22 protein-coding genes are annotated in these 25,299 nt (G+C 74.7%); 9 read left to right on the forward strand and 13 right to left on the reverse strand.

The features are described from left to right. The first annotated feature begins 39 nt into the window (after nucleotides 1-39). Together miaB and LG396_RS36215 are read left to right on the forward strand one after the other, a co-directional pair. Nucleotides 40-1,548 carry a tRNA (N6-isopentenyl adenosine(37)-C2)-methylthiotransferase MiaB gene (gene miaB, locus LG396_RS36210; protein WP_225797966.1) on the forward strand — a complete coding sequence of 503 codons (1,509 nt, stop codon included), beginning with the start codon at nucleotides 40-42 and terminating at the stop codon, nucleotides 1,546-1,548. A gap of 219 nt (nucleotides 1,549-1,767) precedes the next feature. Beyond that, the gene (locus tag LG396_RS36215; RefSeq protein ID WP_225797967.1) at nucleotides 1,768-2,490 is read left to right on the forward strand and encodes a class III extradiol dioxygenase subunit B-like domain-containing protein; all 723 of its coding nucleotides are present in this window, start codon (nucleotides 1,768-1,770) and stop codon (nucleotides 2,488-2,490) included. Nucleotides 2,491-2,558: 68 nt separating this feature from the next. On the opposite strand, the gene LG396_RS36220 is transcribed toward LG396_RS36215, so the two are convergent. Next, nucleotides 2,559-2,792: a hypothetical protein gene (locus LG396_RS36220; RefSeq protein WP_018838090.1), complete on the reverse strand. Its 234-nt coding sequence runs from the start codon at nucleotides 2,790-2,792 to the stop codon at nucleotides 2,559-2,561. 180 nt (nucleotides 2,793-2,972) lie between these two features. On the opposite strand from LG396_RS36220, the gene miaA reads away from it, so the two are divergent. From miaA to dapF, 3 genes are all read left to right on the forward strand, one after another. Beyond that, on the forward strand, nucleotides 2,973-3,911 hold the full coding sequence (gene miaA / locus LG396_RS36225; RefSeq protein ID WP_225797968.1) for a tRNA (adenosine(37)-N6)-dimethylallyltransferase MiaA: 939 nt from the start codon (nucleotides 2,973-2,975) through the stop codon (nucleotides 3,909-3,911). A 173-nt stretch (nucleotides 3,912-4,084) separates the two neighbouring features. After that, entirely contained in the window at nucleotides 4,085-4,483 is a 399-nt protein-coding gene (locus tag LG396_RS36230) for a hypothetical protein (protein WP_078572732.1), read from the forward strand. A gap of 66 nt (nucleotides 4,484-4,549) precedes the next feature. Further along, the gene (gene dapF / locus LG396_RS36235) at nucleotides 4,550-5,416 is read left to right on the forward strand and encodes a diaminopimelate epimerase (protein WP_225797969.1); all 867 of its coding nucleotides are present in this window, start codon (nucleotides 4,550-4,552) and stop codon (nucleotides 5,414-5,416) included. A 174-nt stretch (nucleotides 5,417-5,590) separates the two neighbouring features. Here the strand turns inward: dapF and LG396_RS36240 are convergent, their stop codons facing one another. The 5 genes from LG396_RS36240 to LG396_RS36260 form a co-directional block, all read right to left on the reverse strand. Further along, on the reverse strand, nucleotides 5,591-7,174 hold the full coding sequence (locus LG396_RS36240; protein WP_225797970.1) for an FAD-dependent monooxygenase: 1,584 nt from the start codon (nucleotides 7,172-7,174) through the stop codon (nucleotides 5,591-5,593). Nucleotides 7,175-7,315: 141 nt separating this feature from the next. Further along, nucleotides 7,316-8,302 carry an amino acid ABC transporter permease gene (locus tag LG396_RS36245; RefSeq protein WP_018838085.1) on the reverse strand — a complete coding sequence of 329 codons (987 nt, stop codon included), beginning with the start codon at nucleotides 8,300-8,302 and terminating at the stop codon, nucleotides 7,316-7,318. Beyond that, nucleotides 8,299-8,970, reverse strand: a complete 672-nt coding sequence (locus LG396_RS36250) for an amino acid ABC transporter permease (protein WP_018838084.1) — start codon at nucleotides 8,968-8,970, stop codon at nucleotides 8,299-8,301. The genes LG396_RS36245 and LG396_RS36250 overlap by 4 nt, the downstream gene beginning before the upstream one ends. A 116-nt stretch (nucleotides 8,971-9,086) precedes the next feature. Next, nucleotides 9,087-9,926 (reverse strand): glutamate ABC transporter substrate-binding protein, encoded by an 840-nt coding sequence (locus LG396_RS36255; protein WP_018838083.1) that lies wholly within the window; start codon nucleotides 9,924-9,926, stop codon nucleotides 9,087-9,089. A gap of 36 nt (nucleotides 9,927-9,962) precedes the next feature. Further along, entirely contained in the window at nucleotides 9,963-10,742 is a 780-nt protein-coding gene (locus tag LG396_RS36260; protein WP_018838082.1) for an amino acid ABC transporter ATP-binding protein, read from the reverse strand. Nucleotides 10,743-11,001: 259 nt separating this feature from the next. Between LG396_RS36260 and LG396_RS36265 the strand changes: the two genes are divergently transcribed. Together LG396_RS36265 and LG396_RS36270 are read left to right on the forward strand one after the other, a co-directional pair. Beyond that, a complete protein-coding gene (locus LG396_RS36265) occupies nucleotides 11,002-11,745 on the forward strand; it encodes a response regulator transcription factor (RefSeq protein ID WP_225797971.1) in 744 nt (247 codons plus the stop codon). Between the two features lie 12 nt (nucleotides 11,746-11,757). Then, nucleotides 11,758-13,182 (forward strand): sensor histidine kinase, encoded by a 1,425-nt coding sequence (locus LG396_RS36270; RefSeq protein ID WP_225797972.1) that lies wholly within the window; start codon nucleotides 11,758-11,760, stop codon nucleotides 13,180-13,182. Here the strand turns inward: LG396_RS36270 and LG396_RS36275 are convergent. Further along, nucleotides 13,179-14,360, reverse strand: coding sequence for an AI-2E family transporter (locus LG396_RS36275; RefSeq protein ID WP_372483632.1), 1,182 nt, complete (start codon nucleotides 14,358-14,360; stop codon nucleotides 13,179-13,181). The two genes, LG396_RS36270 and LG396_RS36275, sit on opposite strands and share 4 nt — an antisense overlap. A 159-nt stretch (nucleotides 14,361-14,519) precedes the next feature. Beyond that, nucleotides 14,520-14,714: a DUF3046 domain-containing protein gene (locus LG396_RS36280; protein ID WP_018838078.1), complete on the reverse strand. Its 195-nt coding sequence runs from the start codon at nucleotides 14,712-14,714 to the stop codon at nucleotides 14,520-14,522. 90 nt (nucleotides 14,715-14,804) lie between these two features. Between LG396_RS36280 and LG396_RS36285 the strand changes: the two genes are divergently transcribed. Beyond that, nucleotides 14,805-15,710 carry a hypothetical protein gene (locus tag LG396_RS36285; protein ID WP_018843518.1) on the forward strand — a complete coding sequence of 302 codons (906 nt, stop codon included), beginning with the start codon at nucleotides 14,805-14,807 and terminating at the stop codon, nucleotides 15,708-15,710. Nucleotides 15,711-15,877: 167 nt separating this feature from the next. On the opposite strand, the gene LG396_RS36290 is transcribed toward LG396_RS36285, so the two are convergent. From LG396_RS36290 to LG396_RS36300, 3 genes are all read right to left on the reverse strand, one after another. Next, complete coding sequence (locus LG396_RS36290; RefSeq protein WP_037745283.1) at nucleotides 15,878-16,186, reverse strand: AzlD domain-containing protein; 309 nt, start codon at nucleotides 16,184-16,186, stop codon at nucleotides 15,878-15,880. Then, nucleotides 16,183-16,980: an AzlC family ABC transporter permease gene (locus tag LG396_RS36295; protein ID WP_225797974.1), complete on the reverse strand. Its 798-nt coding sequence runs from the start codon at nucleotides 16,978-16,980 to the stop codon at nucleotides 16,183-16,185. Before LG396_RS36295 ends, LG396_RS36290 begins: the two co-directional genes overlap by 4 nt. An 85-nt stretch (nucleotides 16,981-17,065) precedes the next feature. Beyond that, nucleotides 17,066-17,917 carry an AraC family transcriptional regulator gene (locus LG396_RS36300; protein ID WP_018838074.1) on the reverse strand — a complete coding sequence of 284 codons (852 nt, stop codon included), beginning with the start codon at nucleotides 17,915-17,917 and terminating at the stop codon, nucleotides 17,066-17,068. A gap of 47 nt (nucleotides 17,918-17,964) precedes the next feature. Between LG396_RS36300 and LG396_RS36305 the strand changes: the two genes are divergently transcribed. Beyond that, nucleotides 17,965-22,761 (forward strand): ATP-dependent helicase, encoded by a 4,797-nt coding sequence (locus tag LG396_RS36305; protein WP_225797975.1) that lies wholly within the window; start codon nucleotides 17,965-17,967, stop codon nucleotides 22,759-22,761. A gap of 79 nt (nucleotides 22,762-22,840) precedes the next feature. Here LG396_RS36305 and LG396_RS36310 read toward each other — a convergent pair whose 3' ends face one another. After that, nucleotides 22,841-23,494: a response regulator transcription factor gene (locus tag LG396_RS36310; RefSeq protein ID WP_018838072.1), complete on the reverse strand. Its 654-nt coding sequence runs from the start codon at nucleotides 23,492-23,494 to the stop codon at nucleotides 22,841-22,843. Between the two features lie 50 nt (nucleotides 23,495-23,544). Then, nucleotides 23,545-25,161 carry a sensor histidine kinase gene (locus LG396_RS36315; protein ID WP_225797976.1) on the reverse strand — a complete coding sequence of 539 codons (1,617 nt, stop codon included), beginning with the start codon at nucleotides 25,159-25,161 and terminating at the stop codon, nucleotides 23,545-23,547. Nucleotides 25,162-25,299 lie beyond the last annotated feature (138 nt).

Here is a 25,299-nt window from a genome sequence, read left to right on the forward strand (position 1 = left end):
CGTCCGTGAACCGCCGTCGCCGTTTGGATGATCGCTGGCATGCCCGAGGAAGTCGCACAGCCGCGCACGTACGAGGTCAGGACGTTCGGATGCCAGATGAACGTCCACGACAGCGAACGGATGTCGGGGCTGCTTGAGGAGGCGGGCTACGTCCGCGCGGAGCAGGGCTCCGGCACCAGCCCCGATGTCGTCGTGTTCAACACCTGCGCGGTGCGGGAGAACGCCGACAACCGGCTGTACGGCAACCTCGGGCAGCTCGCGCCGAAGAAGGCCGCGAAGCCCGGCATGCAGATCGCCGTCGGCGGCTGTCTGGCGCAGAAGGACCGCGACACGATCGTCAGCCGCGCCCCGTACGTCGACGTCGTCTTCGGCACGCACAACGTCGGCAAGCTCCCGGTGCTGCTGGAGCGCGCGCGGGTGGCCCGCGAGGCGCAGGTCGAGATCGCCGAGTCGCTGGAGGCGTTCCCCTCCACGCTGCCGACGCGGCGGGAGAGCCCGTACGCCGCGTGGGTCTCGGTCTCCGTCGGGTGCAACAACACATGTACGTTCTGCATCGTCCCGGCGCTGCGCGGCAAGGAGAAGGACCGCCGCAGCGGCGACATCCTCGCCGAGGTCGAGGCGCTGGTCGCGGGGGGCGTCAGCGAGATCACGCTGCTGGGGCAGAACGTCAACGCGTACGGGTCCGACATCGGGGACCGGCAGGCGTTCGGCAAGCTGCTGCGTGCCTGCGGGCGGATCGAGGGGCTGGAGCGGGTGCGCTTCACCTCGCCGCATCCGCGGGACTTCACCGACGACGTGATCGAGGCGATGGCCGAGACGCCGAACGTGATGCCGCAGCTGCACATGCCGCTGCAGTCCGGCTCGGACGCGGTGCTGCGCGCGATGCGGCGCTCGTACCGGCAGGAGCGGTACCTGGGGATCATCGCGAAGGTGCGGGCCGCGATCCCGGACGCGGCGATCACCACCGACATCATCGTGGGCTTCCCCGGCGAGACCGAGGCCGACTTCGAGCAGACGCTGCACGTCGTGCGCGAGGCGCGCTTCACGCAGGCGTTCACCTTCCAGTACTCCAAGCGGCCGGGGACACCGGCGGCGGAGATGGCGGGGCAGGTGCCGAAGGCGGTCGTGCAGGAGCGGTACGAGCGGCTGGTGGCCCTCCAGGAGGACATCTCCTGGGGCGAGAACAAGAAGCAGGTCGGCCGGGTGCTGGAGGTCATGGTCGCGGAGGGCGAGGGCCGCAAGGACGGCGCCACGCAGCGGCTGTCCGGCCGGGCGCCCGACAACCGGCTGGTGCACTTCGCGCGGCCGGAGGAGCCGGTGCGGCCGGGCGACATGGCGACGGTCGAGATCACCTACGCGGCGCCGCACCACCTGCTGGCGGAGGCACCGCCGCGGGCGGTACGGCGCACGCGCTCCGGCGATGCCTGGGCGGCGCGGCAGGCCGCGCCGGACGAGGGCGGCGCGGGCGGCAAGGGCGTCCTGCTGGGGCTGCCCAAGGTGGGCGTCCCGGATCCGCTGCCGGCGGCGGAGGGCTGCGCGGCGCACTGAGCGGCTCCGCCGCCTGCGGGCAGTTGCCGGAGCAGGATGTGTACGGGCCTCAGGACGCCGCGGCGTCCTGAGGCCCGTTGTACGTGCTGTGAGCGGACAGGTACGCACCGCCTCCCGCCCGCCTGCGGCGGCGCGCACTCCGACCGGTGACAGCGCGCGCTGCCGTGCGTCCCGGGACGCACTCCTGCCGCCGCGGTCCGGGCGGCTAGGCTGCCGCTCATGCTCGTCGCCGCAGCCTGCTGCCCGTGTCCGCCCCTGCTGGTGCCCGAGGTGGCCTCGGGTGCCGCCGGCGAGCTGGAGGCGCTCAGAGCGGCGTGTACGGACGCCGTGGGGGTGCTGGCGGCGGCGCGGCCGGACGTTCTGGTCGTCGTCGGGCCCGCGGAGCAGGCGGGCCGGGGCCCGTATCCGCAGGGGGCCGGGGGATCGTTCCGGGGCTTCGGCGTGGATCTTGCGGTACGGCTGGGGCCGGCCGGCGACGCGGCGCCCGAGCCAGGCGAGCGGGAGCTGCCGCCGTCGCTGGCGGTGGGCGCGTGGCTGCTTGAGCGCGCGGAGTGGAACGGCACGCCCGTGGAGGGCCTGGGCGTCGGCGAGCCGCTGGCGGGCGAGCGGTGCGCGGAGGCGGGCCGGGAGATCGCCGCGGGGAAGCGGCGGGTGGCGCTGCTCGTGATGGGCGACGGCAGTGCGCGCCGTACGCAGAAGGCCCCCGGCTACCACGACGAGCGCGCCGCCGGCTTCGACGCCGCGGCGGCCCGCGCCCTCGGGGCCGCGGACACGGCGGCCCTGGCGGCGCTGGACGCGGAGCTGGCCGCGGAGCTGCAGGCCACGGGCCGCGCCTGCTGGCAGGTCGCCGCGGGCGCCGCCGGGGACGCCGCCCTGCACGGCGCGCTTCTGTACAACGAGGCGCCGTACGGCGTGGGTTACTTCGTCGCCACCTGGTCCTGAAACGTCCGCCGGGGCGGACCGGGGGCCGCGGGCCCCCGAGCGGGGCCGCGCGGCGCCTCCCGGGGGTCCTACTTGCGGACCCCGTCGCCCGCGTCGCTGTCCGCGGCGCCCTCGGCCGACTGTTGCTTCGGGATCCCCGCGGCGCCCGCGGCATCCGCACCCGCCGGCTCCTCGGCGGCCTCCGGCCCGGCAGATGCCGCGGCCGCCGCCGCCTGAGGCTCGGCCTCGGGCGCCGGCTCCTTCGCGGCCTGCCCTTCCCCGCTCGATCCACCGCGACGAAGAAGCTTGGCAAAAACGCCCATCTCTACTCCATAACTGACTCGTGTGGGCGAAATTCCGCGCCGCCCGGAGCGGCTCATTGCGCCGCCCGGGGGCCCGGTCCGTAAACCGGCGTTCGGAACCTCGGAACGGCCAACGACGCCGAGGACACCGCGTCACGTCACTCGTTCGAGGGGTGTCCCGTTGTTTGGGACACTTGCCGCGTGACAGAGACCACCCCCCGCCCCCAGGTCGTCGCGGTCGTCGGGGCCACGGCCGCAGGCAAGTCCGAGCTGGGTATCGCGCTCGCCCGCCGGCTCGGCGGCGAGATCGTCAACGCCGACTCGATGCAGCTCTACCGGGGGATGAACATCGGCACGGCCAAACTGACGCCGGCCGAGCGGCAGGGCGTGCCCCACCACCTGCTCGACGTGTGGGACGTCACGGAGGCCGCCAGCGTCGCGGCGTACCAGAGCATGGCCCGCGCCGAGATCGACCGGCTCGGCGCGCGCGGCCGTACCGCGGTGCTCGTCGGCGGCTCCGGCCTGTACGTGCGCGGGGCGGTCGACGCCATGGACTTCCCCGGCACCGACCCCGCCGTCCGCGCCCGGCTGGAGGCGGAGCTGGCGGACGCCGGCCCCGGCCCGCTGCACGCCCGGCTCGCCGCCGCGGACCCCGAGGCCGCCCGCGCGATCCTGCCGGGCAACGGCCGCAGGATCGTCCGGGCCCTGGAGGTGATCGAGCTGACCGGCCGCCCCTTCACGGCCAACCTCCCCGCACACGAGTCGGTCTACGACACCCTCCAGATCGGCATCGCCGTCCCGCGCCCGGAACTGGCGGAGCGGATCGCCCGGCGCGTGGACCGGATGTGGCGGGCCGGTCTCGTGGACGAGGTGCGGCGGCTGGAAGCGGAAGGGCTGCGCGAGGGCCGTACGGCCTCCCGGGCCCTGGGATACCAGCAGGTGCTGTCGTTCCTCGCCGGCGAGTGCACGGAAGCGGAGGCCCGGGACGAGACCGTGCGGGCCACCCGGAGGTTTGCGCGGCGACAGGAGACGTGGTTCCGGCGCGACCCGCGCGTGCACTGGATCAGCGGCTCGGAAGCCGATCGTGACCGCCTTCCGGACACCGCGTATGACCTACTCGAACGGTCGGTCACAGGCTGATCACGTCATGGCATCGGGACGCCTCGGTGGCACTGCAGGTGTTCCGGGCCGTGCCATCATCAAAGCGAGCTTTGAAGCCTGAAAGTCGCCGGAGGTTGGGAGGGCACGTGGCTATGGAGGCCGGCCCTCGTAACAGTCGACGGGAGCCGCAGGACGACCGGATCGCCGGTCCCGTGGCAGAGCCCGCGGACGACCTCGCGGGGGACCTCGCGGACGCGCCGGAGCCTGTGGGCCAGGAGTCGTTCCGCGAGCTGCGTCCGCCGCGGCTCCTCCGCTTCTGGCAGCTCGCCCCCATCGTCGCGCTGGCCGCGCTGGGCTCGCTGATGTTCGCGTTCCCGCTGGCCTTCGAGTTCGGCGGCGGCGGCCCCGTCGTGGCGATGCTCGGCCTGCTCATCAGTTGCTGTGCCGCCGGGTGGGCCATGATGGCCGCGCGCCGGGTGGGCCTGGCGCTGCCCGGGCTGCCGCGGCGCGGCTCGGGGCGGCGGGCGGACTGGCGGATCGCGCTGCTGTACGCGGTGGCGGTGGCGGCGGTCGTCGCGCTGGCCGTCTGGCGGGTGGCCCGGCTGGGCTGACCGGCGCAGGGGCCGGTCGCTTCCCGTCGCCGGGGCGTTGTCGGCGAGGGCGGTTACGATCACAGTGTGAGTACCGCACAGCTGCACTTCCTCAAGGGGCACGGCACCGAGAACGACTTCGTGATCGTTCCGGACCCTGCCGGCCTCATCAGTCTGTCCGCGGAAGAGGTGGCCCGGCTGTGCGACCGCCGGGCGGGCATCGGCGCCGACGGCCTGCTGCGGGTCGTGCGGTCCGACGCGCATCCGGAGGGGCGGCGGATGGCCGCCGACGCGGAGTGGTTCATGGACTACCGCAACGCCGACGGCAGCATCGCCGAGATGTGCGGGAACGGCGTGCGGGTCTTCGCCCGCTATCTCCAGCACGCCGGGCTCGCGGAGACGGGCGACCTGGCGATCGGCACGCGCGCGGGGGTGCGGCGCGTGCACCTGGCGAAGGACGGTGACGTGACGGTCGGCATGGGCCGGGCGGCGCTCGCCGCCGGCCCGGACGCCGAGGTGACGGTCACGGTGGACGAGCGGAGTTGGCCCGCGCGGAACGTGGGGATGGGCAATCCGCACGCGGTGGCCTTCGTCGCCGACCTCGCGGATGCGGGCCGGCTGTACGAGGCGCCGGGGGTCGCACCGGCGTCGGCGTATCCCCAGGGGGTGAACGTGGAGTTCGTCGTGGACCGCGGCCCGCGGCACGTCGCAATGCGCGTCCACGAGCGCGGCTCGGGCGAGACCCGCTCGTGCGGTACGGGCGCGTGCGCGGTGGCCGTCGCCGCGGCCCGCCGCGACGGCGTGGACCCGGCGGCGACGGGCCGCCCGGAGACGTACACGGTGGACGTGCCGGGGGGCCGCCTCGTGGTGACCGAACACCCCGACGGCGAGGTGGAGATGACGGGTCCGGCCGTCATCGTCGCCGAAGGCGACACGGCGGCCGACTGGCTGTAGCCGAAGCCTCCTGAGGGTCCGGGGCCCATACGGGCCGGCGACCCGGCGGCGAGCGGCGCACGGCGGCCTCAAGGCGTGCCGCCGGTCCGCGCCACCCGGCGGCCCGTACGCCGCCGGACGCGCGGCGCGTACGCGCGGCGCCCCCACCCGGTGCTCCGCCCGGACGCGCCCGCCCTACTCCTCCGCGTCGTCCGGCCGCCCCAGCATCCGGTTCGCGCAGAGCCGCATCGCCTCCTCGCGCACCCCCGCCAGCGCCGCCATGAGGTGGCCGTCCGGGCGGACGTACAGCACGGTGTGCGCCGCAGCGCCCGGGTAGGACTCGGCGACCAGCAGCCGGGCGCGGACGGGGAGTTCGCCCACCAGCCGCACCAGCTTCGGCATCAGGCCCGCCTGCAGCCAGCGGCTGCGGTCCCAGACGCGGGTGCCCGGGGCCACCAGCACCACCAGCGGGTCGCCGCCCAGCCGCTCGGAGAGCCGGCCCGTCCAACCGTCCGGTGCGATCACTTGGACGTCGTCGACCAGGGCGCCGGGGGCCGTGCCCACCGTGACCACCCCGTCCAGGCCCGTCGGCGCCGTGCCGTACACCGGCGGGCCGCCTATCCGGCCGCGGCCCAGATGCCCGTCCGTGAGCAGCTCCGCCGCCGACTTGCCGCGCACCGCCGCCCGCAGGCCGCCCGCGCGGCGCAGCAGCGGGCGGACCTGGTCGGCCGCGCGCAGCCGGGCGCTGATCGCGCCGCGGCGCTCGGTGGCGTAGGTGTCGACGAGGTCGTCGCCGGAGTCGTCGCGGCCGGCCCGGTGCCAGACGCGGCCGAGTTTCCAGGCGAGGTTCTCGGCGTCCGCGAGGCCCTCGTCGAGCTGCTGGGTGCCGAGGGAGCCCACCAGGTGGGCGGCGTCGCCGGCGAGCAGCGCGCGCCCGCGCCGCCAGCGGCGGGCGAGCCGGTGGTGGACGGTGTGCACGCCGGTGTCGAGGAGTTCGTACGACGGGTGGCGGGTGCCCGTCCAGGCGCGCAGGGTGGCCTCCAGCCGGGCGACGAGGGCCTCCGGGGTGACGACGCCGCCGCCGGGCGGCAGCAGCCAGTCCAGCCGCCACCGGTCGTCGCCGAGCGGCCGGGCGACGCACTCGGCGCCGGGTCCGCTGCGCGGGGCGCCGCGGTACAGGACGCCCTCGCCGGGCCAGGGCAGGTCGGCCCGTACGGCGGCGACGGCGTGCCGCTCGACGGCCGTGCGGCCGGCGTACGGCACCTCCAGCAGCTTGCGCACGGTCGACCGCGCGCCGTCGCAGCCGACGAGCCAGCTGCCGCGCCACCAGGTCCCGGCCCGGGTACGCGCCTTGATGCCGTACGGCTCCTGCGCCAGCTCGGTCAGCCGGCTGCCGCGGAAGACCTCCACGTGGTGGGAGTTCTCGGCCAGGGCCGCCAGCGTGGTGGTCAGGGCGGACTGCGCGACGTGCAGCGGCGCGGGTCCGGCGTCGCCGAACTCCACCCGCACCTGCGTCCGCCCGCCGCGCAGCACGCGCCAGCCGGTGAGCCGGGCGCCGCGCTCACCGGCGTCGGCGGCGCCGATGCGGTCGAGGAACGCGGCGGTGTGCGGGCGCAGTACGACGGTACGGGCCGGGCGCGGACCCGCGGGCCTGCCGTCCTCCTCGGCGTCGCCCGCGGGGCGGTCGTCGAGGAGGACCGTGGGGACCGCGTGCCGTGCCAGAGCCAACGACAGGGCGAGCCCGACCGGGCCCGCCCCGACGATGATCACCGGGTCCACGGCGATGCGCCTCCGGCGCCATGGTGCCTACGTACTAAGGGTTTCGGAGCCGGGTGCGCGATCACACGAGGTATGCAACCCACTGCCGCACATCGCAGTCAAGCCGAGCGCTTCCGGCCGCCCCGTCGGGCTGCCCCCGAGCTACTTGCCGACGTCTCCCCGGCCGTCGCCGGGACCGCCTCCGCCGCCGGGATCGGCATCACCCCTGAGGACCCGGGGAGGCACCCCGCCGGCCAGTCGGCCCACCCCGCCGCCCACGGCGCCGGTGCTCAGGTCGTCGACCTCTCCGACCCCGACCACCGCGCCGGTGGTCCTCTTGCCGCGCCGGACCACGCGCTCCAGCCAGCTGGCCAGGGAGGTCAGGATGAAGTTCACGACGACGTAGATCACCGCGACGACGATGAAGCTGGCGAACACGTTGGAGTAGTTGGACGCCAGCGTGCGCCGTTCGACGAGCAGCTCGCTGAAGCCGATCATCACGCCGCCGAGGGCGGTGTCCTTCACGATGACGACGAGCTGGCTGACGATCGCGGGCAGCATCGCGGTGACGGCCTGCGGCAGCAGCACGGAGCCCATCATCTGGCCCTTGCGCAGGCCGACGGCCTTGGCGGCCTCGGTCTGCCCCCGGGGCAGGGAGAGGATGCCGGCGCGCACGATCTCGGCGAGCACGGCGGCGTTGTAGAGCACGAGCCCGGTGATGACGGCGTACAGCGGGCGCTGCTCGCTGCTGATGCCGGTGTACTCGGAGTAGAACTGGTTCGCGAACAGCATCAGGAGAAGCACCGGAATGGCGCGGAAGAACTCCACGACCGCGCCCGCCGACACCCGGACCCACCTGTGGTCCGACAGCCGCGCGATGCCGAAGACCGCGCCCAGCGGCAGCGCGATGAGCAGCGCGAGACCGGCCGCCTTCAGCGTCTCCCCGAGGCCGGGCAGCAGGTAGGTGGTCCATGCCTGGGAGTCCGTGAAGAACGGCTTCCAGAGCACCCATTCGAGCTGGTTCTTCTCGTTCAGCTTGTCGATGACCCACCACACGCCGAGCGCCAGCACGACGAGGAAGACCACGGTGTAGACGACGTTGCGCAGCTTGGCCTTCGGGCCGGGGGCGTCGTAGAGAACGGAAGTCATCGCTTGACCGCCACCTTCTTGCCGACCCAGCCGAGGAAGAGCCCGGTCGGCAGGGTCAGCACGATGAAGCCGAGCGCGAAGATCGCAGAGATGAGGAGGAGCTGCGCCTCGTTCTCGATCATCTCCTTCATGAGCAGGGCCGCCTCGGCGACCCCGATGGCGGCCGCCACCGTGGTGTTCTTGGTGAGGGCGATGAGGACGTTGGTGAGCGGGCCGACGACCGAGCGGAACGCCTGGGGCAGCACGATGATGGTGAGGACCTGGGTGAAGCTCAGCCCGATCGCGCGGGCGGCCTCCGCCTGGCCGACGGGCACGGTGTTGATGCCCGAGCGCAGTGCCTCGCAGACGAACGCGGCGGTGTACGCGGACAGTCCGAGCACGGCGAGCCGGAAGTACAGGGCGTCGAAGTTGCCCTGTGCGCCCATCGTGACACCGAAGACGTCGGCGAGCGCGAGGGAGCAGAAGACGATGATGACCGTCAGGGGGACGTTCCGGATGACGTTCACGTAGACGGCGCCGAAGCCCCGCATGAGCGGGACGGGGCTGACCCGCATGGCCGCCAGCAGCGTTCCCCAGATGAGGGAGAACAGGCCGGACAGCAAGGTGAGTTTCACGGTGACCCAGAACGCGTCCAGGATCTGTGTGTCGTAATCGGAGATGATGTCCAACGTCAGTCCAGCGCTCTCGCCTTAAGTGGACGCGGTGGTGTACCACCCGGGCCGGGCGGCACACCACCGCTCTGACAGTGCGGCCGCACCGCCGCCGCGGCGGTGCGGCCGGCTCGCTACTTGATGTCGCCGATCTTCGGCGCCGGCTCGAAGTCGTAGTTCGCGGGGCCGAGGTTGGCGTCCATGAACTTCTCCCACGAACCGTCGGAGACCATCTTCTCCAGGGCGGCGTCGACGTCGGTCTTCATCTTCTCGTCGCCCTTCTTGACCCCGACGCCGTAGTTCTCGTTGCTCAGGTTCAGCCCGGCGAGCTTGAACTTGCCCTTGTTGGCTTCCTGGGCGGCGTAGCCGGCGAGGATGGAGTCGTCGGTGGTCAGGGCGTCGATCGAGCCGCTGGCGACCGCGTCGAGGCACTCGGAGTAGCCGGGCCGCTCGGCGAGCTGGGCCTTGGGCGCGATGGTGTCCTTGACGTTCTGCGCGGAGGTGGAGCCGGTGACCGAGCAGAGGGTCTTGCCGTTGAGGTCCTCGCCCTTGGTGATGTCGTCGTCGGCGCGGATCAGCAGGTCCTGGTGGGCCAGCAGGTACGGGCCGGCGAAGTCGACCTTCTGCTCGCGCTCGTCCGTGATCGAGTAGGTCGCGGCGATCATGTCCACGTCGCCACGCTCCAGCATGGTCTCGCGGTCGGCGCTGATCGCCTCCTTCCACTCGATCTGGTCCTCGGAGTAGCCGAGTTCCTTGGCCACGTACGTGGCGACGTCCACGTCGAAGCCCGAGTACGAGCCGTCGGGCTCCTTCAGCCCGAGGCCGGGCTGGTCGAACTTGATGCCGATGGTGATCTTGTCCTTGCCGCCGCCGTCACCGCTGTCGCCGCTGTCGTCGTCGGAGCCGCACGCGGCCGCGGTGACGGAGAGGGCGAGTGCGCAGGCAGCGGCCGCGCTGACCTTGCGGAGATTCATGGTGAGCATCCTTCTGTCTGGTGTGTTGCCGGCAGCTCAGTGGTGCAGGATCTTCGACAGGAAGTCCTTCGCCCGGTCGCTGCGAGGGTTGGTGAAGAACTGGTCGGGCGTCGTCTCCTCCACGATCTGGCCGTCGGCCATGAAGACCACCCGGTTCGCCGCCGAGCGGGCGAAGCCCATCTCGTGCGTGACGACGACCATAGTCATACCGTCCCGGGCGAGTTGCTGCATTACCTCCAGCACCTCGTTGATCATTTCGGGGTCGAGGGCCGAGGTGGGCTCGTCGAAGAGCATCACCTTGGGCTCCATCGCCAGCGCGCGGGCGATCGCCACCCGCTGCTGCTGGCCGCCGGAGAGCTGCGCGGGGTACTTGTCCGCCTGGTTGCCGACGCCCACCCGGTCGAGCAGGGCCCTGGCGGAGGTCTCCGCGGCCGCCTTGTCCTTCTTGCGGACCTTGACCTGCCCGAGGGTCACGTTCTGCAGCACGGTCTTGTGGGCGAAGAGGTTGAACGACTGGAAGACCATGCCCACGTCGGCGCGGAGCTTGGCCAGCTCGCGGCCCTCGGCGGGCAGCGGCTTGCCGTCCAGGGTGATGCGGCCGGAGTCGATGGGCTCCAGCCGGTTGATCGCGCGGCACAGCGTGGACTTCCCGGACCCGGACGGCCCGATGACGACGACGACCTCGCCGCGCGCGATCGTCAGGTCGATGTCCTGGAGCACGTGGAGCGCACCGAAATGCTTGTTGACGTTGTCCAGCACGACCAGCGGTTCACCCGCAGCCGGAACGGCGTCCTTGGCCATCGAAACCTCGGTCATCCGCGTCTTGCTCCGTCCTCTTCGGTTGCCTGGACCTTAGTGAGCAGCCTCGACCAGCGTCATCACATCTGAGGGGAAATTGAGCATAACGATCCGGCTGCAATCGGACACAATGGGTGGAATCGGGATGCTGCTCTCCGTACCCGTCACATAACGGAAACCGCTGGGTGACCTGGCCGGACTTGACGAGGCAGGGCCGTATCCGCCTGTATTCGTGTGCGGGCTGAGACGATACGCGAGAAAGGGAACGGGAGGGTCGATGAGGCTGCTGCTCGTCGAGGACGACGACCACGTGGCCACCGCGCTCTCCGCGGTGCTGGCCCGGCACGGCTTCGAGGTGGGCATGGCCCACAGCGGCCAGGAGGCGCTGCAGGAGCTGCTGCACAGCGAGCTGGCGCCGTTCGACGTGGTGCTGCTGGACCTGGGGCTGCCCGACCAGGACGGCTTCGAGGTGTGCGGACGCATCCGCAAGCTGACCGGCACACCCGTGATCATGGTGACCGCGCGCTCGGACGTCCGGTCCCGGATCCACGGGCTCAACCTGGGCGCCGACGACTACGTCGTCAAGCCGTACGACACGGGCGAACTGCTCGCCCGCGTGCACGCCGTCGCCCGGCGCACCGCGGCGGCGGAGCCGGAGCCCGCCGCAGGACCTGGCGGCGCGGGCGCGGCCACGGCCGGTGAGCGGGCCGACGATGCCGCGGCGCCGCTGGTCGTGGGCCCCGTGACGCTGGAGCCGAACTCCCGCCGGGTCACCGTCGGCGGCGCGGAGGTGCAGCTCACCCGCAAGGAGTTCGACCTGCTCGCGCTGCTCGCGGCGCGCCCCGGCGTGGTGTTCCGGCGGGAGCAGATCATCAGCGAGGTGTGGCGCAGCAGTTGGGAGGGCACGGGCCGGACCCTGGAGGTCCACATCGCCTCCCTGCGCAGCAAGCTCGGCCTGCCCGCGCTCATCGAGACGGTGCGCGGCGTCGGCTATCGCCTCGTGCCCCCGCCGGCCGGCTGAGGCCCTCCCCGGATGCGTACCCGGCTCCTCCCCCTGCTGATCGTGCTCATGGCCGGCATGCTGCTCGCGCTCGGCTTCCCGCTGGCCGACCGGATCGCCGGGCAGGAGCAGCAGCGCGTGATCGTGGACCGCATCGACGACACCGCGCGCTTCGCCTCCCTCGCGCAGTACGTCGCCTCCCGCAACGAGGCCCGGCCGCCGGCCGAGGACGAGCGGCTGCGCGCGCTGCAGGAGGAGCTGCGCCGCTATCACGACCTCTACGGCATCCGCGCCGGCGTCTACTACCGCGACCGCACCGCGATGGCCGCCGCCCCCGCCGGCTGGCGGGCCATGGCCGGCGCCGAGGGCGAGCGGGCCTTCTCCGAGTCCCTGGCGGGCCGCCGCAGCCACGACCCGGCGCAGGTCTGGCCCTGGCAGGACGACCGGCTCACCGTCGCCTCCCCGGTCGTACGGGACGGGGACGTGGTCGCCGTCGTGGTCACCGACTCCCCCACGGGTGCCATGCGCTCGCGGACCCTCACCGGCTGGCTGTGGCTCGGCGCGGGCATCGCGGCGGCGATGACGGTCGCGGTGGCGGCCGCGTACCGGCTGACCGGCTGGGTGCTCAGGCCCGTGCGGGTGCTCGACAAGGCCACCCACGACATCGCCACCGGCAGGCTGAAGTCCCGCGTCGCCGCCGCCGGCGGGCCGCTGGAGCTGCGCCGCCTCGCCGGTTCCTTCAACGAGATGGCCGACAACGTCGAGGACGTGCTGGAGAAGCAGCGCACCTTCGTCGCCGACGCCTCCCACCAGCTGCGCAACCCGCTGTCCGCGCTGCTGCTGCGCATCGAGCTGCTGCGCCTGGAGGCGCCGCACGCCGCGGCGGAGATCGAGTCGGTGCAGGCGGAGGGCACCCGGCTGGCCCGGGTGCTGGACGACCTGCTGGACCTGGCGCTGGCCGAGCACTCCCCCGCCGACCTGGAGGTGACCGACGTCGCCCGGCTGGCGGCGGAGCGGGTGGCGAGCTGGCGCCCGCTGGCCGAGGGACAGGACGTACGGCTGTTCCTGTCCGGCGCCCGCGCCGTGACCGGCTGGGCGGATCCGGTGGCGCTGTCCAGCGCGCTGGACGCGGTGGTGGACAACGCCGTGAAGTTCTCGCCGCAGGGCGGCGAGGTGGAGGTGCGGGTGGCCGCGGACGGCGGCGAGGTGACGGTCGCGGTCGCCGACGGCGGGCCCGGGCTCACCGACGAGGAGCTTGGCCGCATCGGCGACCGCTTCTGGCGCAGCGGACGGCATCAGAACGTCTCCGGCTCGGGTCTGGGGCTGTCCATCGTCCGGGCGCTGCTGGCCGCGGGCGGGGGACGCATCTCGTACGAACGCAACGAGCCGAGAGGGCTCCGGGTGACGATCGCGGTGCCGCGCAACGCGCCGGAGGACGGCGGGCAGGGGGTGGGCTAGGACTCCCGGTTGCCGTCGTCCGGGTGCTCGCCGGGGTCCTCGTCGCCGGGCGGGCCGGCCGGGGGCCCGCCGGGGCGGCGGTGCAGCGCGGCGCGCATCCGGGCCAGCCGCGCGGGGTGGCGGCGCTTGCGCCGGTCGTCGTGGGCGCGCTCGTCGACCTCGTAGCGGCGTACGTACGCGGAGAGGAACGCCTGCAGCGTCGCGGTCGCCGGGATCGCGATCAGCGCGCCCACCGCGCCCAGCAGCGCCGCTCCGGCGACGACCGACCCGAAGGCCACGGCGGGGTGTATGTCCACGGTCCTGGCGGTGATCCGCGGCTGCAGCAGGTAGTTCTCGAACTGCTGGTAGAGGATCACGAAGCCCAGCAGCCACACCGCCGTCCACGGCCCGACCGTGAACGCCAGCAGGATCGGCAGCGCCCCGGCGATGTACGTGCCCACCGTCGGCACGAACTGCGAGACGACGCCCACCCACACCGCGAGCGCCGGCGCGTACGGCACGTCCAGCAGCATCATCACGATGTAGTGCGCGATGCCCGAGACGATCGCCATCAGGCCGCGGGAGTACAGGTAGCCGCCGGTCTTGGCGACCGCGATCTCCCAGGCGCGCAGCACCTCCGCCTGGTGCGCGGGCGGCAGTACGGAGCAGATCGCGCGGCGCAGCCGCGGGCCCTCGGCGGTGAAGTAGAACGCGAACAGCACCACAGTCAGCGCGGTGAACAGGCCGCCGAGGACGGTGGTGGAGATGCCCCACACGTTGTCGGCACTGCGCTGCAGGTAGTCGCGTACGACCTCGGACTTCAGGAAGTCCTGCTGCAGGTCGTCCACGCGCAGCTTGGTGCCGAAGCGCTCGTTGATCCACTCGATGAGGGACGCGACGTAGTCGGGGAAGTTCTCGACGATCAGCCGGATCTGGTCGGCGACCAGCGAGCCGAGGGCGGCGACGAACGCGGCTGCGGCCGCCAGCACGCCGAGGAAGACCAGCGCGGTGGCGGCACCGCGGCGCATGCCGCGAGCGGCGAGGCGGTCGACGGCGGGCTCGCAGGCAAGCCCGATGAAGAAGGCGACCACGATGTTGAGCAGCAGCCCGTACAGCTCGTGGAAGGCCCACTCCGCGATGTGGAAGCAGGCGAACAGGGCCAGCGCGAGCACTATCGCGCGGGGCAGCCAGGGAGGCATGCGCTCGCGGGATGCCGCGGGCGGGGCGCCGTCGCCCGGGGGCGTACCGGGCGCGGACGGGGCGTCCGGCGCGGCGGGCGTCCCGAGCGCGGTGGTGTCGTCAGATGCAGCCGATGCAGCCATGGACGAACAGTGTGGCCGAAGGCGGCCGCGTCATCGTCAGCGCATCTCCGCCGGGATGTCCATCGCCGCGCACACCCCGCGCCAGACGTCGCGCGCGTCCCACCCGTCGTCCAGCGCCTCGCGGACCGTACGGCCCCCCAGCTCGGACATCACGTGGTCGCGGGCGAAGGAGTCGACGTAGGGCTCGCCGAAGTAGTCGCGCATCCGCTGCCAGAAGACCGTCAACCGCATGCGTCCATTATCCAGCGCGTACGTGCACCTGAGAGTGCTCCCGGCCCGTTGGCCTCCCGGCCGGCCCCGCGGTGCTCGTAACGTCGCCCCATGGCTGAGTCCCCGCAGGTCCGCGCCGCAGAGTTCATCTGGCTGACCGCCCGTGTGCTGGAGCAGCGCCGGTTCGCCCACCACTTCGTGCCCGGCGCCGCCGACGCCGACGGGGTGGAGAAGGCGCTGGAGGCGTACCGCAACGCCGACGGCGGCTACGGGCACGCCCTGGACCCCGATCTGCGCGGTCCGGGCAGCCAGCCGCTGCACACCGCGCACGCGCTGCGGGTCCTCGACTCCCTCGGCCGCTGCACCGGCCGCCGGGCCGAGGACGTCTGCCGCTACCTGACCGCCGTCTCGAACGCCGACGGGGCCCTGCCCGCCGTGCACCCCTCGCTGCGCGGCTACCCGGCCGCGCCGTGGCTGCCGGTGCCCGCCGACCCGCCGAGCGCGCTGCTGACCACCGCTCCGGTCGTGGGGCTGCTGCACCGCAACGACATCTGGCACGCCTGGCTCTTCCGCGCCACGGACTTCTGCTGGCACGCCGTCGAGACGCTGCGCGGCAGCCGGCCGTACGAGGCGGAGGCCGCGGTCGCCTTCCTCGACCACGTGCCCGACCGGCGGCGCGCGGAGGCCGCCGCGGACCGGCTGGGCCGGCTGGTGCGCGCCGAGCGGCTGGTGCTGCTGGATCCGGACCGGGCGGGCGCGGAGCCGGCGGCGGAGGGCCACGCGCCGGGCGAGCACCACCACCCGCACGACTTCGCGCGGCGGCCGGGGTCGCTGGCTCGGCGGTGGTTCAGCGACGCGGAGATGGCGCGGTCGCTGGACTTCCTGGTGGCGAACCAGCGGGCGGACGGCGGGTGGCCGGTGGCCTGGCGGCGCTGGTCGCCGGGGGCGGAGCTGGAGGCGCGGCCGCTGGCGACGCTGGAGGCGCTGCTGACGCTGAGGGCGTACGGACGGATCTGAAGGCGCGTGGGGCGGGGCGGGGGCGTGCGAGGGCGGGACACGGGCGTACGAGGCGGCTGTGGGCGTACGGGGGCGGATCGGCGTGCGGGGTGTGCCCGGGGGCGCGCGGTGGGGCCGGGGCGAGCGCGGGCACCGGCCCTGTCGGCCCGCGCACACCCCGGGGTCCGTCAGCCGGCCAGCGCCCGCACGGCCGCGGTGACGACCACCGCGGCGGCCACGACGACCAGGAACGGGGCCCGCAGCAGCAGCGCGGCACCGGCGGCCGCCAGCCCCGCGGCGCGGGCGTCGAAGACCAGCGTCGTGCCGTCGGCGAAGGTCTGCTGCGCGGTGAGGGCCGCCAGCAGGGCGACCGGCAGCAGGGCGGCCAGGCGCCGCACGAGGGGGCGTTCCAGGGCCCCGGAGGGCACGGAGAGGCCGAGCAGCTTGACGGCGTAGCAGCCGGCGAAGGTCAGCCCGATCGCAAGCCAGGTCGTCACGCGGCCCCCTCCGCCTTCCGCGCGCCGGCGCCACCGGGCCCGTCAGGTCCTTCCGGCCCGTCAGGTCCCTCCCCGGGGTCCCCCTGTACGCGCCCGCGCCTCCCGTGCAGCACCAGCACCAGCGGCGCCGCCAGCGCGGCCACCAGCACCGGTGTCCCGGCGGGCAGGGCCGGCAGCGTGCCCAGGACGAGCGCGACGGCGACGACCGCGGTGGCCCGCTCCACGGTCCCGGTGAGCATCGGGCCCACCAGCGCCAGGAACACCGCGGGCCCGGCGGCGTCCAGGCCCCAGGCGGCGGTGTCGCCGATGGCCTCGGCGCCGAGCACCCCGGCGAGCGTGGTCGCGTTCCAGCAGACGTAGAGGGTCAGCCCGGTGACGAGGAAGCCGATGCGCTGGGCGCGGCGGGTGGGCTGGGCGATGGTGACGACGGCCGTCTCGTCGATGACCCACTGGGCGGCGAACGGGCGCAGCGCGCGGGGCAGCCGGAGCATGGGGGCGAGGCGGAGCCCGTAGAACGCGTTCCGTACGCCGAGGAAGAAGGCCCCGGCCGCGGCGGCGAACGGGCCGCCGCCCGCTGCTACCGCGCCGGCGAGCGCGAACTGCGAGGCGCCGGTGAAGATAAGCAGGCTCATGGCGCACGCCTGCGCGGCGCTGAGCCCTGCGCCCGCCGCGGTGACGCCGAACGCGAACCCGGAGAGCCCGACGGCGACGCCGACCCCCAGCCCGTCGCGCAGGGCGGCGCGGTCCTCCGGCGCGGGATCGGCTGTGGGCGGCGGGTGTGCTTCTGTGGCCATGGGCCGGACGTTATGCGGCCGGGGTCCGACCGGTCTTGTACGTTCTTGCGCGTGACCGGCCCGTGCGGCCGGCCCGCGCGGCCGCTCAGCCGGCCCGCTCGCGCTGGTACGCGCCCGGGGGGACGCCGACGATGCGGGTGAAGTGCCGGTTCAGGTGCGGCTGGTCGGTGAACCCCACGGTCACCGCCGCCTCCGACGGCCGCAGGCCCTCGTCCAGCAGCCGCCGCGCGCGCCGCACCCGCGCGTCGGTCAGCCAGCGGTGCGGCGGCGTCCCGTACGCCTCCTTGAACGCCCGCAGCAGCGAGAACGGGGACGTGCCCAGCTCCGCCGCCAGCGCCTCCAGCGTCGGGGGCGCCGCCATCCGCTCCTCCAGCACCGCCCGCGCCCGCTCGGCGGTCCGCGCGCCCGCGGACGCCACCACGCGCCCCTGGAGCCGCGCGCCGTGGCGGCGCAGCAGGCGGGCCAGCACGACGCGCAGCACGCTGTCGGCGGCCAGCGGGTTGTCCTCCTCCGCGGCGCGGTGCACCTCGGTGATGAGGCGGGCGCCGCCGGGGTCGTCGACCATCGTCTCGCCGAAGCCCGCCGTCCCGCGGATGGCGGTGACCTCGGCGGCCACTTCGCGGACCAGGCCCGCGGACGGGTAGAGCGTCGAGTACGACCATCCCTCCGCGGCGCCGGCGCGGGCAGTGTGGGGCACCTCGGGGTTGATCATGACGACCGTGCCGGGGCCGGCCAGCAGCGTCCCGTCCGGCAGGCCGACGGCCTCCACGCCCGCGGTGACGGCGCCGAAGACGTAGCCGTCGTGGGAGTGGGTGGGGAAGGTGTGCCCGACGTAGCGGGCGCGCAGCAGGTCGAGGCCGGGCAGGCTCGTGTAGCGCCAGTGCCGGGCCCACTCGCGGTCGGCGTCGCCCGACGCCCGCGCCGTACGCGACCCCATGGGGACAAGTGTGCTGGGTGTCAGTGGTCGGGTGCACGATGGTTCACATGGCGAGATCGGTGCTGGAGACGTTCGACCCGGCGACGCGGGCGTGGTTCGAGGGCGCCTTCGCCGCGCCCACGGCCGCCCAGGAGGGCGCCTGGCGGGCGCTGGGCGAGGGCTCGGACGTGCTGGTCGTGGCCCCCACCGGCTCGGGCAAGACGCTGGCGGCGTTCCTCTCCGCGCTCGACGGGCTGACGTCCGTCCCGCCGCCCGCGGAGGCGCGCAAGCGCTGCCGGGTGCTGTACGTGTCGCCGCTGAAGGCGCTCGCCGTGGACGTCGAGCGGAATCTGCGCAGCCCGCTCACGGGCATCCGCCAGGAGGCCGTGCGCCTCGGGCGGCCGGAGCCGGAGGTGCGGGTCGCGATCCGCTCCGGTGACACCCCCGCGGCCGAGCGCCGCTCGATCGCCAACCGCCCGCCGGACATCCTCATCACCACGCCCGAGTCGCTGTTCCTGATGCTGACGTCCGCCTCGCGGGACGCGCTGGCCGGGGTGGAGACCGTGATCCTGGACGAGGTGCACGCCGTGGCGGGCACGAAGCGCGGCGCCCACCTCGCGCTCTCCCTGGAGCGGCTGGACGAGCTGCTGCCCCGGCCCGCGCGCCGCATCGGCCTGTCGGCGACGGTCCGGCCGGTGGAGGAGGTGGCGCGGTTCCTGTCGCCGGGGCGCCGGGTCGAGGTCGTGCAGCCGCCGTCGGAGAAGCGGTTCGACCTGTCGGTCGTCGTGCCCGTCGAGGACATGGGGGAGCTGGGCGGCTCGCCCGTGCAGGAGGACGGTGCGGGCGCCGACCGGCCGTCCATCTGGCCGCATGTGGAGGAGCGCATCGTCGACCTGGTGGAGGAGCACCGCTCGACGATCGTCTTCGCCAACTCGCGCCGCCTCGCGGAGCGCCTGTGCAACAGGCTGAACGAGATCGCGTACGAGCGCGCGACCGGCGAGCCGCCGGCGGCGGACGCACCGCCGCCCGCCGAGATCATGGCCCAGTCCGGAGCGGCACAGGGCGCGCCGCCGGTGATCGCCCGCGCACACCACGGGTCGGTCTCCAAGGAGCAGCGTGCGCAGGTGGAGGAGGACCTCAAGGCCGGACGGCTGCCGGCGGTGGTCGCCACGTCCAGCCTGGAGCTGGGCATCGACATGGGCGCGGTGGACCTCGTGGTGCAGGTCGAGTCGCCGCCGTCGGTGGCCTCCGGGCTGCAGCGCGTGGGCCGCGCGGGGCACCAGGTGGGCGCGGTCTCGCGCGGCGTGGTCTTCCCCAAGTACCGCGGCGACCTGGTGCAGTCCGCGGTGGTCACCGAGCGGATGCGCGAGGGCGCCATCGAGTCGCTGCGGATCCCGGCCAACCCGCTGGACGTGCTGGCGCAGCAGATCGTCGCGATGACGTCCATGGACGTGTGGGACGTGGACGAGCTGCTGGCGCTGGTGCGGCGGGCGGCGCCGTTCGCCGCGCTGCCGGAGTCGGCGTTCACAGCAGTGCTGGACATGCTCGCCGGGCGCTATCCCTCCGACGCCTTCGCCGAGCTGCGTCCGCGCCTGGTGTGGGACCGGGTGGCGCAGACGGTCAAGGGCCGTCCGGGCGCGCAGCGCCTCGCCGTCACCTCCGGCGGCACGATCCCGGACCGCGGCCTCTTCGGCGTCTTCCTCGCCGGTGCCGACCCGAAGAAGGGCGGCGGCCGGGTCGGCGAGCTGGACGAGGAGATGGTCTACGAGTCGCGGATCGGCGACGTCTTCACGCTGGGCACCACGTCGTGGCGCATCGAGGACATCACCCGGGACCGGGTGCTGGTCTCCCCCGCCCCGGGGGTGCCGGGCCGGCTGCCGTTCTGGAAGGGCGACCAGCTGGGCCGGCCACTGGAGCTGGGGCGGGCGCTGGGCGCGTTCCTCCGGGAGCTGAGCGGCATGGACCGGCAGGCGGCGCAGGAGCGGCTGCGGGCAGCGGGGCTCGACACGTGGGCCGCGGGGAACGTGATCGCGTATCTGGAGGAGCAGCGCGCCGCCTGCGGGCACGTGCCGGACGACCGGACGATCGTCGTGGAGCGCTTCAGGGACGAGCTGGGCGACTGGCGGGTGGTGGTCCATTCGCCGTTCGGCGCGCAGGTGCACGCCCCGTGGGCGCTGGCGCTCGGCGCCCGGCTCACCGAGCGGTACGGGATGGACGCCCAGGTGATGCACGCCGACGACGGCATCGTGCTGCGCCTGCCCGACACCGACCTGATGGGGCTCGACCTGCTCGACGTCGACCCGGCGGGCGCCGGCACCCCCGCGGACGCGGACGGGGACGGCGGGCAGTCGCCGGTCGGCGCGGCCGACGTCCTCTTCGACAAGGGCGAGGTGGACCAGGTCGTCACCGACCAGGTGGGCGGCTCGGCGCTGTTCGCGTCCCGGTTCCGCGAGTGCGCGGCCCGCGCGCTGCTGCTGCCCCGCCGCGACCCGCGCAAGCGCACGCCGCTGTGGCAGCAGCGGCAGCGCGCCTCCCAACTGCTCCAGGTGGCCAGCGAGTTCGGCTCGTTCCCGATCGTGCTGGAGGCGGTGCGCGAGTGCCTCCAGGACGTCTTCGACGTCCCGGGGCTCACGGAGCTGATGGGCGACGTGGAGAACCGCCGGGTGCGGCTGGTGGAGGTGACGACGCAGGAGCCGTCGCCGTTCGCCCGCTCGCTGCTCTTCGGCTATGTCGCCCAGTTCCTCTACGAGGGCGACTCGCCGCTGGCCGAGCGCCGGGCCGCGGCGCTGTCGCTGGACTCCCGGCTGCTCGCCGAGCTGCTGGGGCAGGCGGAGCTGCGCGAGCTGCTGGACGCCGAGGTGCTGGCGGAGCTGGAGCGCGAGCTGCAGTGGCGTACGGACGAGCGGCGGCTCAAGGACGCCGAGGGCGTCGCGGACGCGCTGCGCGTGCTCGGGCCGCTGACGGACGAGGAGTTGGCGGAGCGCGGGGCGGAGAAGGCGTGGGTGCGGGAGCTGGAGGGCGCCCGCCGGGCGATCCGGGTGCGGCTCGCGGGGACGGCGCACTGGGCGGCCGTCGAGGACGCCGGCCGGCTGCGGGACGCGCTGGGCACGGCGCTGCCGGTGGGGGTGCCGGAGGCGTTCACGGAGCCGGTGGCCGACCCGCTGGGCGACCTGCTGGCGCGCTTCGCCCGTACGCACGGGCCGTTCACCTCCGGGCAGGCCGCGGCGCGCTTCGGCCTGGGGGCGGCGGTCACCGACGGCGCGCTGCACCGCCTGGCGGCGGCGGGCCGGACCGTACAGGGCGAGTTCCACCCGGCGGGCATCGGCCAGGAGTGGTGCGACGCCGGGGTGCTGCGGCGGCTGCGGCGCCGGTCGCTGGCCGCGCTGCGGGAGGAGCTGGAACCCGTCGCCCCGGCTGCGCTCGCGGCGTTCCTGCCGCAGTGGCAGCACCTGGGCACGCACAGCCTGCGCGGCCTCGACGGCCTGGTCCGGGCCGTGGAGCAGTTGCAGGGTGCCCCGGTGCCCGCGTCGGCGCTGGAGAAGCTGGTGCTGCCGTCGCGGGTCTCGGGGTACGTACCGACGATGCTCGACGAGCTGACGAACTCGGGCGAGGTGGTCTGGGCCGGCGCCGGCGCGCTGCCGGGCAAGGACGGCTGGATCTCCCTGTATCCCGCGGACTCCGCGCCGCTGCTGCTGCACGAGCCGCATCCGCTGGAGCTCACACCGCTGCACCAGGCGGTGCTGACCGCGCTGACCGGCGGGTACGGGCTGTTCTTCCGGCAGATCGCCGAGCAGGTGCGCGCCGCGCACCCGGACGCCACCGACGCGCAGCTCGCCGACGCCGTCTGGGATCTCGCCTGGTCGGGGCGGCTGACGAACGACACCCTCGGCCCGCTGCGGGCGCTCCTCGGCTCGGGCCGCACCGCGGGCGCGACGGCGCACCGCGCGAAACGGCCCACGCCGCGCGGGCGCTACGGCAGCCTGGCGGTCGCGGGCGCCGCGCGCACGGCGTCGCGGAACGGGCCGCCCACGGTCTCCGGCCGCTGGTCGCTGCTGCCCGAGCGCGAACCGGACACCACGCACCGCGCGCACGCGCTGGCGCGCACGCTGCTGGACCGGCACGGGGTCGTCACCCGCGGCGCGGTGTCGGCGGAGGGCGTGGAGGGCGGCTTCTCTGCGGCCTACCGGGTGCTGTCGGCGTTCGAGGAGACGGGCCAGGCCCGCCGGGGGTACGTCGTGGAGGGGCTGGGCGCCGCGCAGTTCGCCATGGACGGCGCGGTGGACCGGCTGCGGGCGGTGGCCACGAGCCGGGAGCACGCCGGCGGCTTCTCCGACGCCGCGGGGGCGGCGGAGGACGACGCGTTCACGTCCGGGGAAGGTCCGGCGGGCCCGTACGAGGGGCACACCCTGGGCGGTGGCCGCGGCCGCCCGCGCGGCGGCGGCGCACGGCCGAACGGCGCCTACGGCGCCGGGGGTTCCGGCCGGGGCGGGCAGCGTGCGCTGGTCCTGGCGGCGGCGGACCCGGCGAACGCGTACGGGGCCGCTCTGCCCTGGCCCGAGCCGCCGCCCGGCACGACGCACAAGCCCGGCCGGAAGGCGGGCGCGCTGGTGGTGCTGGTGGACGGCGACCTCGCGCTGTACGTGGAGCGCGGCGGCCGGACGCTGCTGGCCTGGCCGCCGGCGGACGACCCGCGGCTCGCCGCGGCGGCCGACGCGCTCGCGGCGGCGGCCCGCGGCGGCGCGCTGGGCCGTACGGCGACGGTGGAGCGCATCAACGCCACCCCGGCCCTGGACTCCCCCCTGGGCACGCTCCTGGAGCAGTCCGGCTTCCTGGCCACCCCCCGGGGCCTGCGCATCCGCGCCTGACGGCGAGAGCGGGGCGCGGGCAGCCGGTCCCGGGCGGGCACGGAACCGGCAACCGGCGCCCGCCGCAGGCGCTCCGCGCCTACTCCACCCGGCCGTTCAGGTACGCCAGGACCGCCCGCACCCGGCGGTTGTCGTCGTCCGACGGGGGCAGGTCCAGCTTCGCGAAGATGCTCGTCGTGTACTTGCTCACCGCGCCCTCCGAGAGGAAGAGCTGCCGCGCGATCGCCGCGTTCGAGCGGCCCTCCGCCATCCCCGCCAGCACCTCCCGCTCCCGCGGCGTCAGCCGCCCCAGCGGCTCGTCGCGCGCGTTGCTCGCCAGCAGCTTCGCGATGACCTCGGGGTCCATCGCCGTGCCGCCCTCGGCCACCCGCCGCACCGAGTCCACGAACTGCCGCGCCGCGAACACCCGGTCCTTCAGCAGATACCCCACCGCACCGCGGCCGTCCGCGAGCAACTCCCGCGCGTACAGCTGCTCCACGTGCTGCGAGAGGATCAGCACCGGCAGGTCCGGTCGCTCGCGCCGCGCGGCCAGCGCCGCCTGGAGGCCCTCGTCCGTGAACGTCGGCGGCAGCCGGATGTCGACCACCGCCACGTCCGGCCGCTCGGCGCGCAGCGCCGCCAGCAGCTCGTCCCCGGACTCGACCGCGGCGCAGATCTCCATGCCGTGCGCCTGCAGCAGCCGTGTCAGCCCGTCCCGCAGCAGGTACTGGTCCTCCGCCAGGACGACTCGCACTGCCCCGCTCCTCTCCGCCCCGGCCGCCGGGACGGCTGTGCGTCCCCCCGTCAACACCGCTGTTCCGCACCGCTCTTCCGCCACCGCCGCAGCAGCGGCCGGACCCCGCTCAGGCCGAGCGCCACCATCGCCAGCACCGTGGGCCAGCGCAGCGGCTCCGGCATGTACAGCGCCAGGAACCACGACCTGTTGTCCGTGCCGAAGATCAGCAGCAGCCCCGCGACCAGCCCTTGCGGGAAGAGCGCGACGGAACACAGTACCGGTGCCAGCGCGGTCAGCCACAGCTCCCCGCGGCCCGCCTCCCCGCGCGCGGCCCCTGCGCCGGCGCCCGGGACGGGCCCCGTCCCGGGCTCGCAGCACTCCTCCCCCAGCGGGCACGGGATCTCCACCGCCACCGTCGTCGGCCCGCCCTGCGGGCTGCTCACCGCCAGCACCCCGTCGAACGGCTTGATCCGCCGCTCCACGCCCCGCAGGCCGCCCCCCGTCGCCGGTTCGGCGCCCCCGCGCCCGTCGTCGGTGACCGTCGCCCGCAGCACGCCGTCGCGGTGCCACAGGTCGATGTCCACCCGGTCCGCCGCGGCGTGCTTGCCCGCGTTGGCGAGGATCTCCGCCACCGCGAAGTACGCCGCGGACTGCACCGGGTCCGGCAGCTGCCCGCGCAGGTCGACCTCGACCCGTACGTCCAGCGCGCTGTCCAGCGCCAGCGCCCGTACGGCGTCGCCGAGCCCCCGCTCCGCCAGCACCGGCGGGTGGATGCCGCGTACGAGCCCGCGCAGCTCCCGCAGCGCCGCTGAGGACGACTCCTGCGCCTGCCGCAGCAGCACCTTCGCCGCCGCCGGGTCGTCGTCGACCAGCTCCTCCGCCGCCGAGACCGTCATGCCGAGGGCGACGATCCGCGCCTGCGGCCCGTCGTGCAGGTCCCGCTCGATGCGGCGCACCTCCGCCGCCTGCCAGTCGGTGGCGGCCGTACGCTTCCGGTCCAGCTCGGCGACCTGGAGCGCCAGCTCCGAGGCCCGTGCCGGCGCCAGCAGGGTCCGGGTCCAGCGCGCGTGCAGGGCCATCGCCCGCGGCCCGGCCCACAGCCCGACCGCGCACAGCACCGCCCCCACGGGCACCAGCGCCAGGGCGGTGCCATGCGAGGCGACCTCGACGCCCGCGTAGTCGGCGAGCGTGTCCCCCGGGTACGACGGGTCCCACAGCAGCGGCAGCGCCATGCCGAACAGCCCGTAGCCGACGGCGAGCAGCGGCAGCGCGGCCATCGCCAGGCCCACGACCGGGTCGGCGACCAGCCACAGGGTGTCCCGCCAGGTGGCGCGGTCGGACAGCAGCCGGTGGACGCGCTCGAAGAACTCCGGCAGCGCCGGGCTGCGGTAGCTGATGCCCAGGTGCCGGTAGCGGCCGTCGGGCCCGGGGCGCGGGTGCGGCGGCGCGGGGAGGTACGGCGACGGGATGGGCCGCCCGGTCCAGCGGCCGTGCACGGCCCGCGCCAGGTTGGCGGTGCCGCGGGTGAGGCCGACGGCCCAGGGGAAGACGAACATCAGCCCCAGCCCGAAGGCGACCACGAGCGAAGCGAGCATGACGGCCTGCACCAGGGTCACCAGCGGGGCGAGCGCCACCAGCACGAGGGCGCGCCCCAGCGCGGTCGCGTACCGCCGCGGCCTGCTCATCCTGCCTCCTTGCTCCGTCCTCATCATGCCGCCCATCGTGTCCGGCGCGGCTGCCCGGGCACCGCCCCCGCAGCCCCCGGACCTGGGTGGGCCTATCCCCACCCCGGCCGGGGGGACGGCGCGCGGGACGCACGCCGC

Source organism: Streptomyces aculeolatus (genome assembly GCF_020400605.1).
Classification (GTDB): Bacteria; Actinomycetota; Actinomycetes; order Streptomycetales; family Streptomycetaceae; genus Streptomyces; species Streptomyces aculeolatus.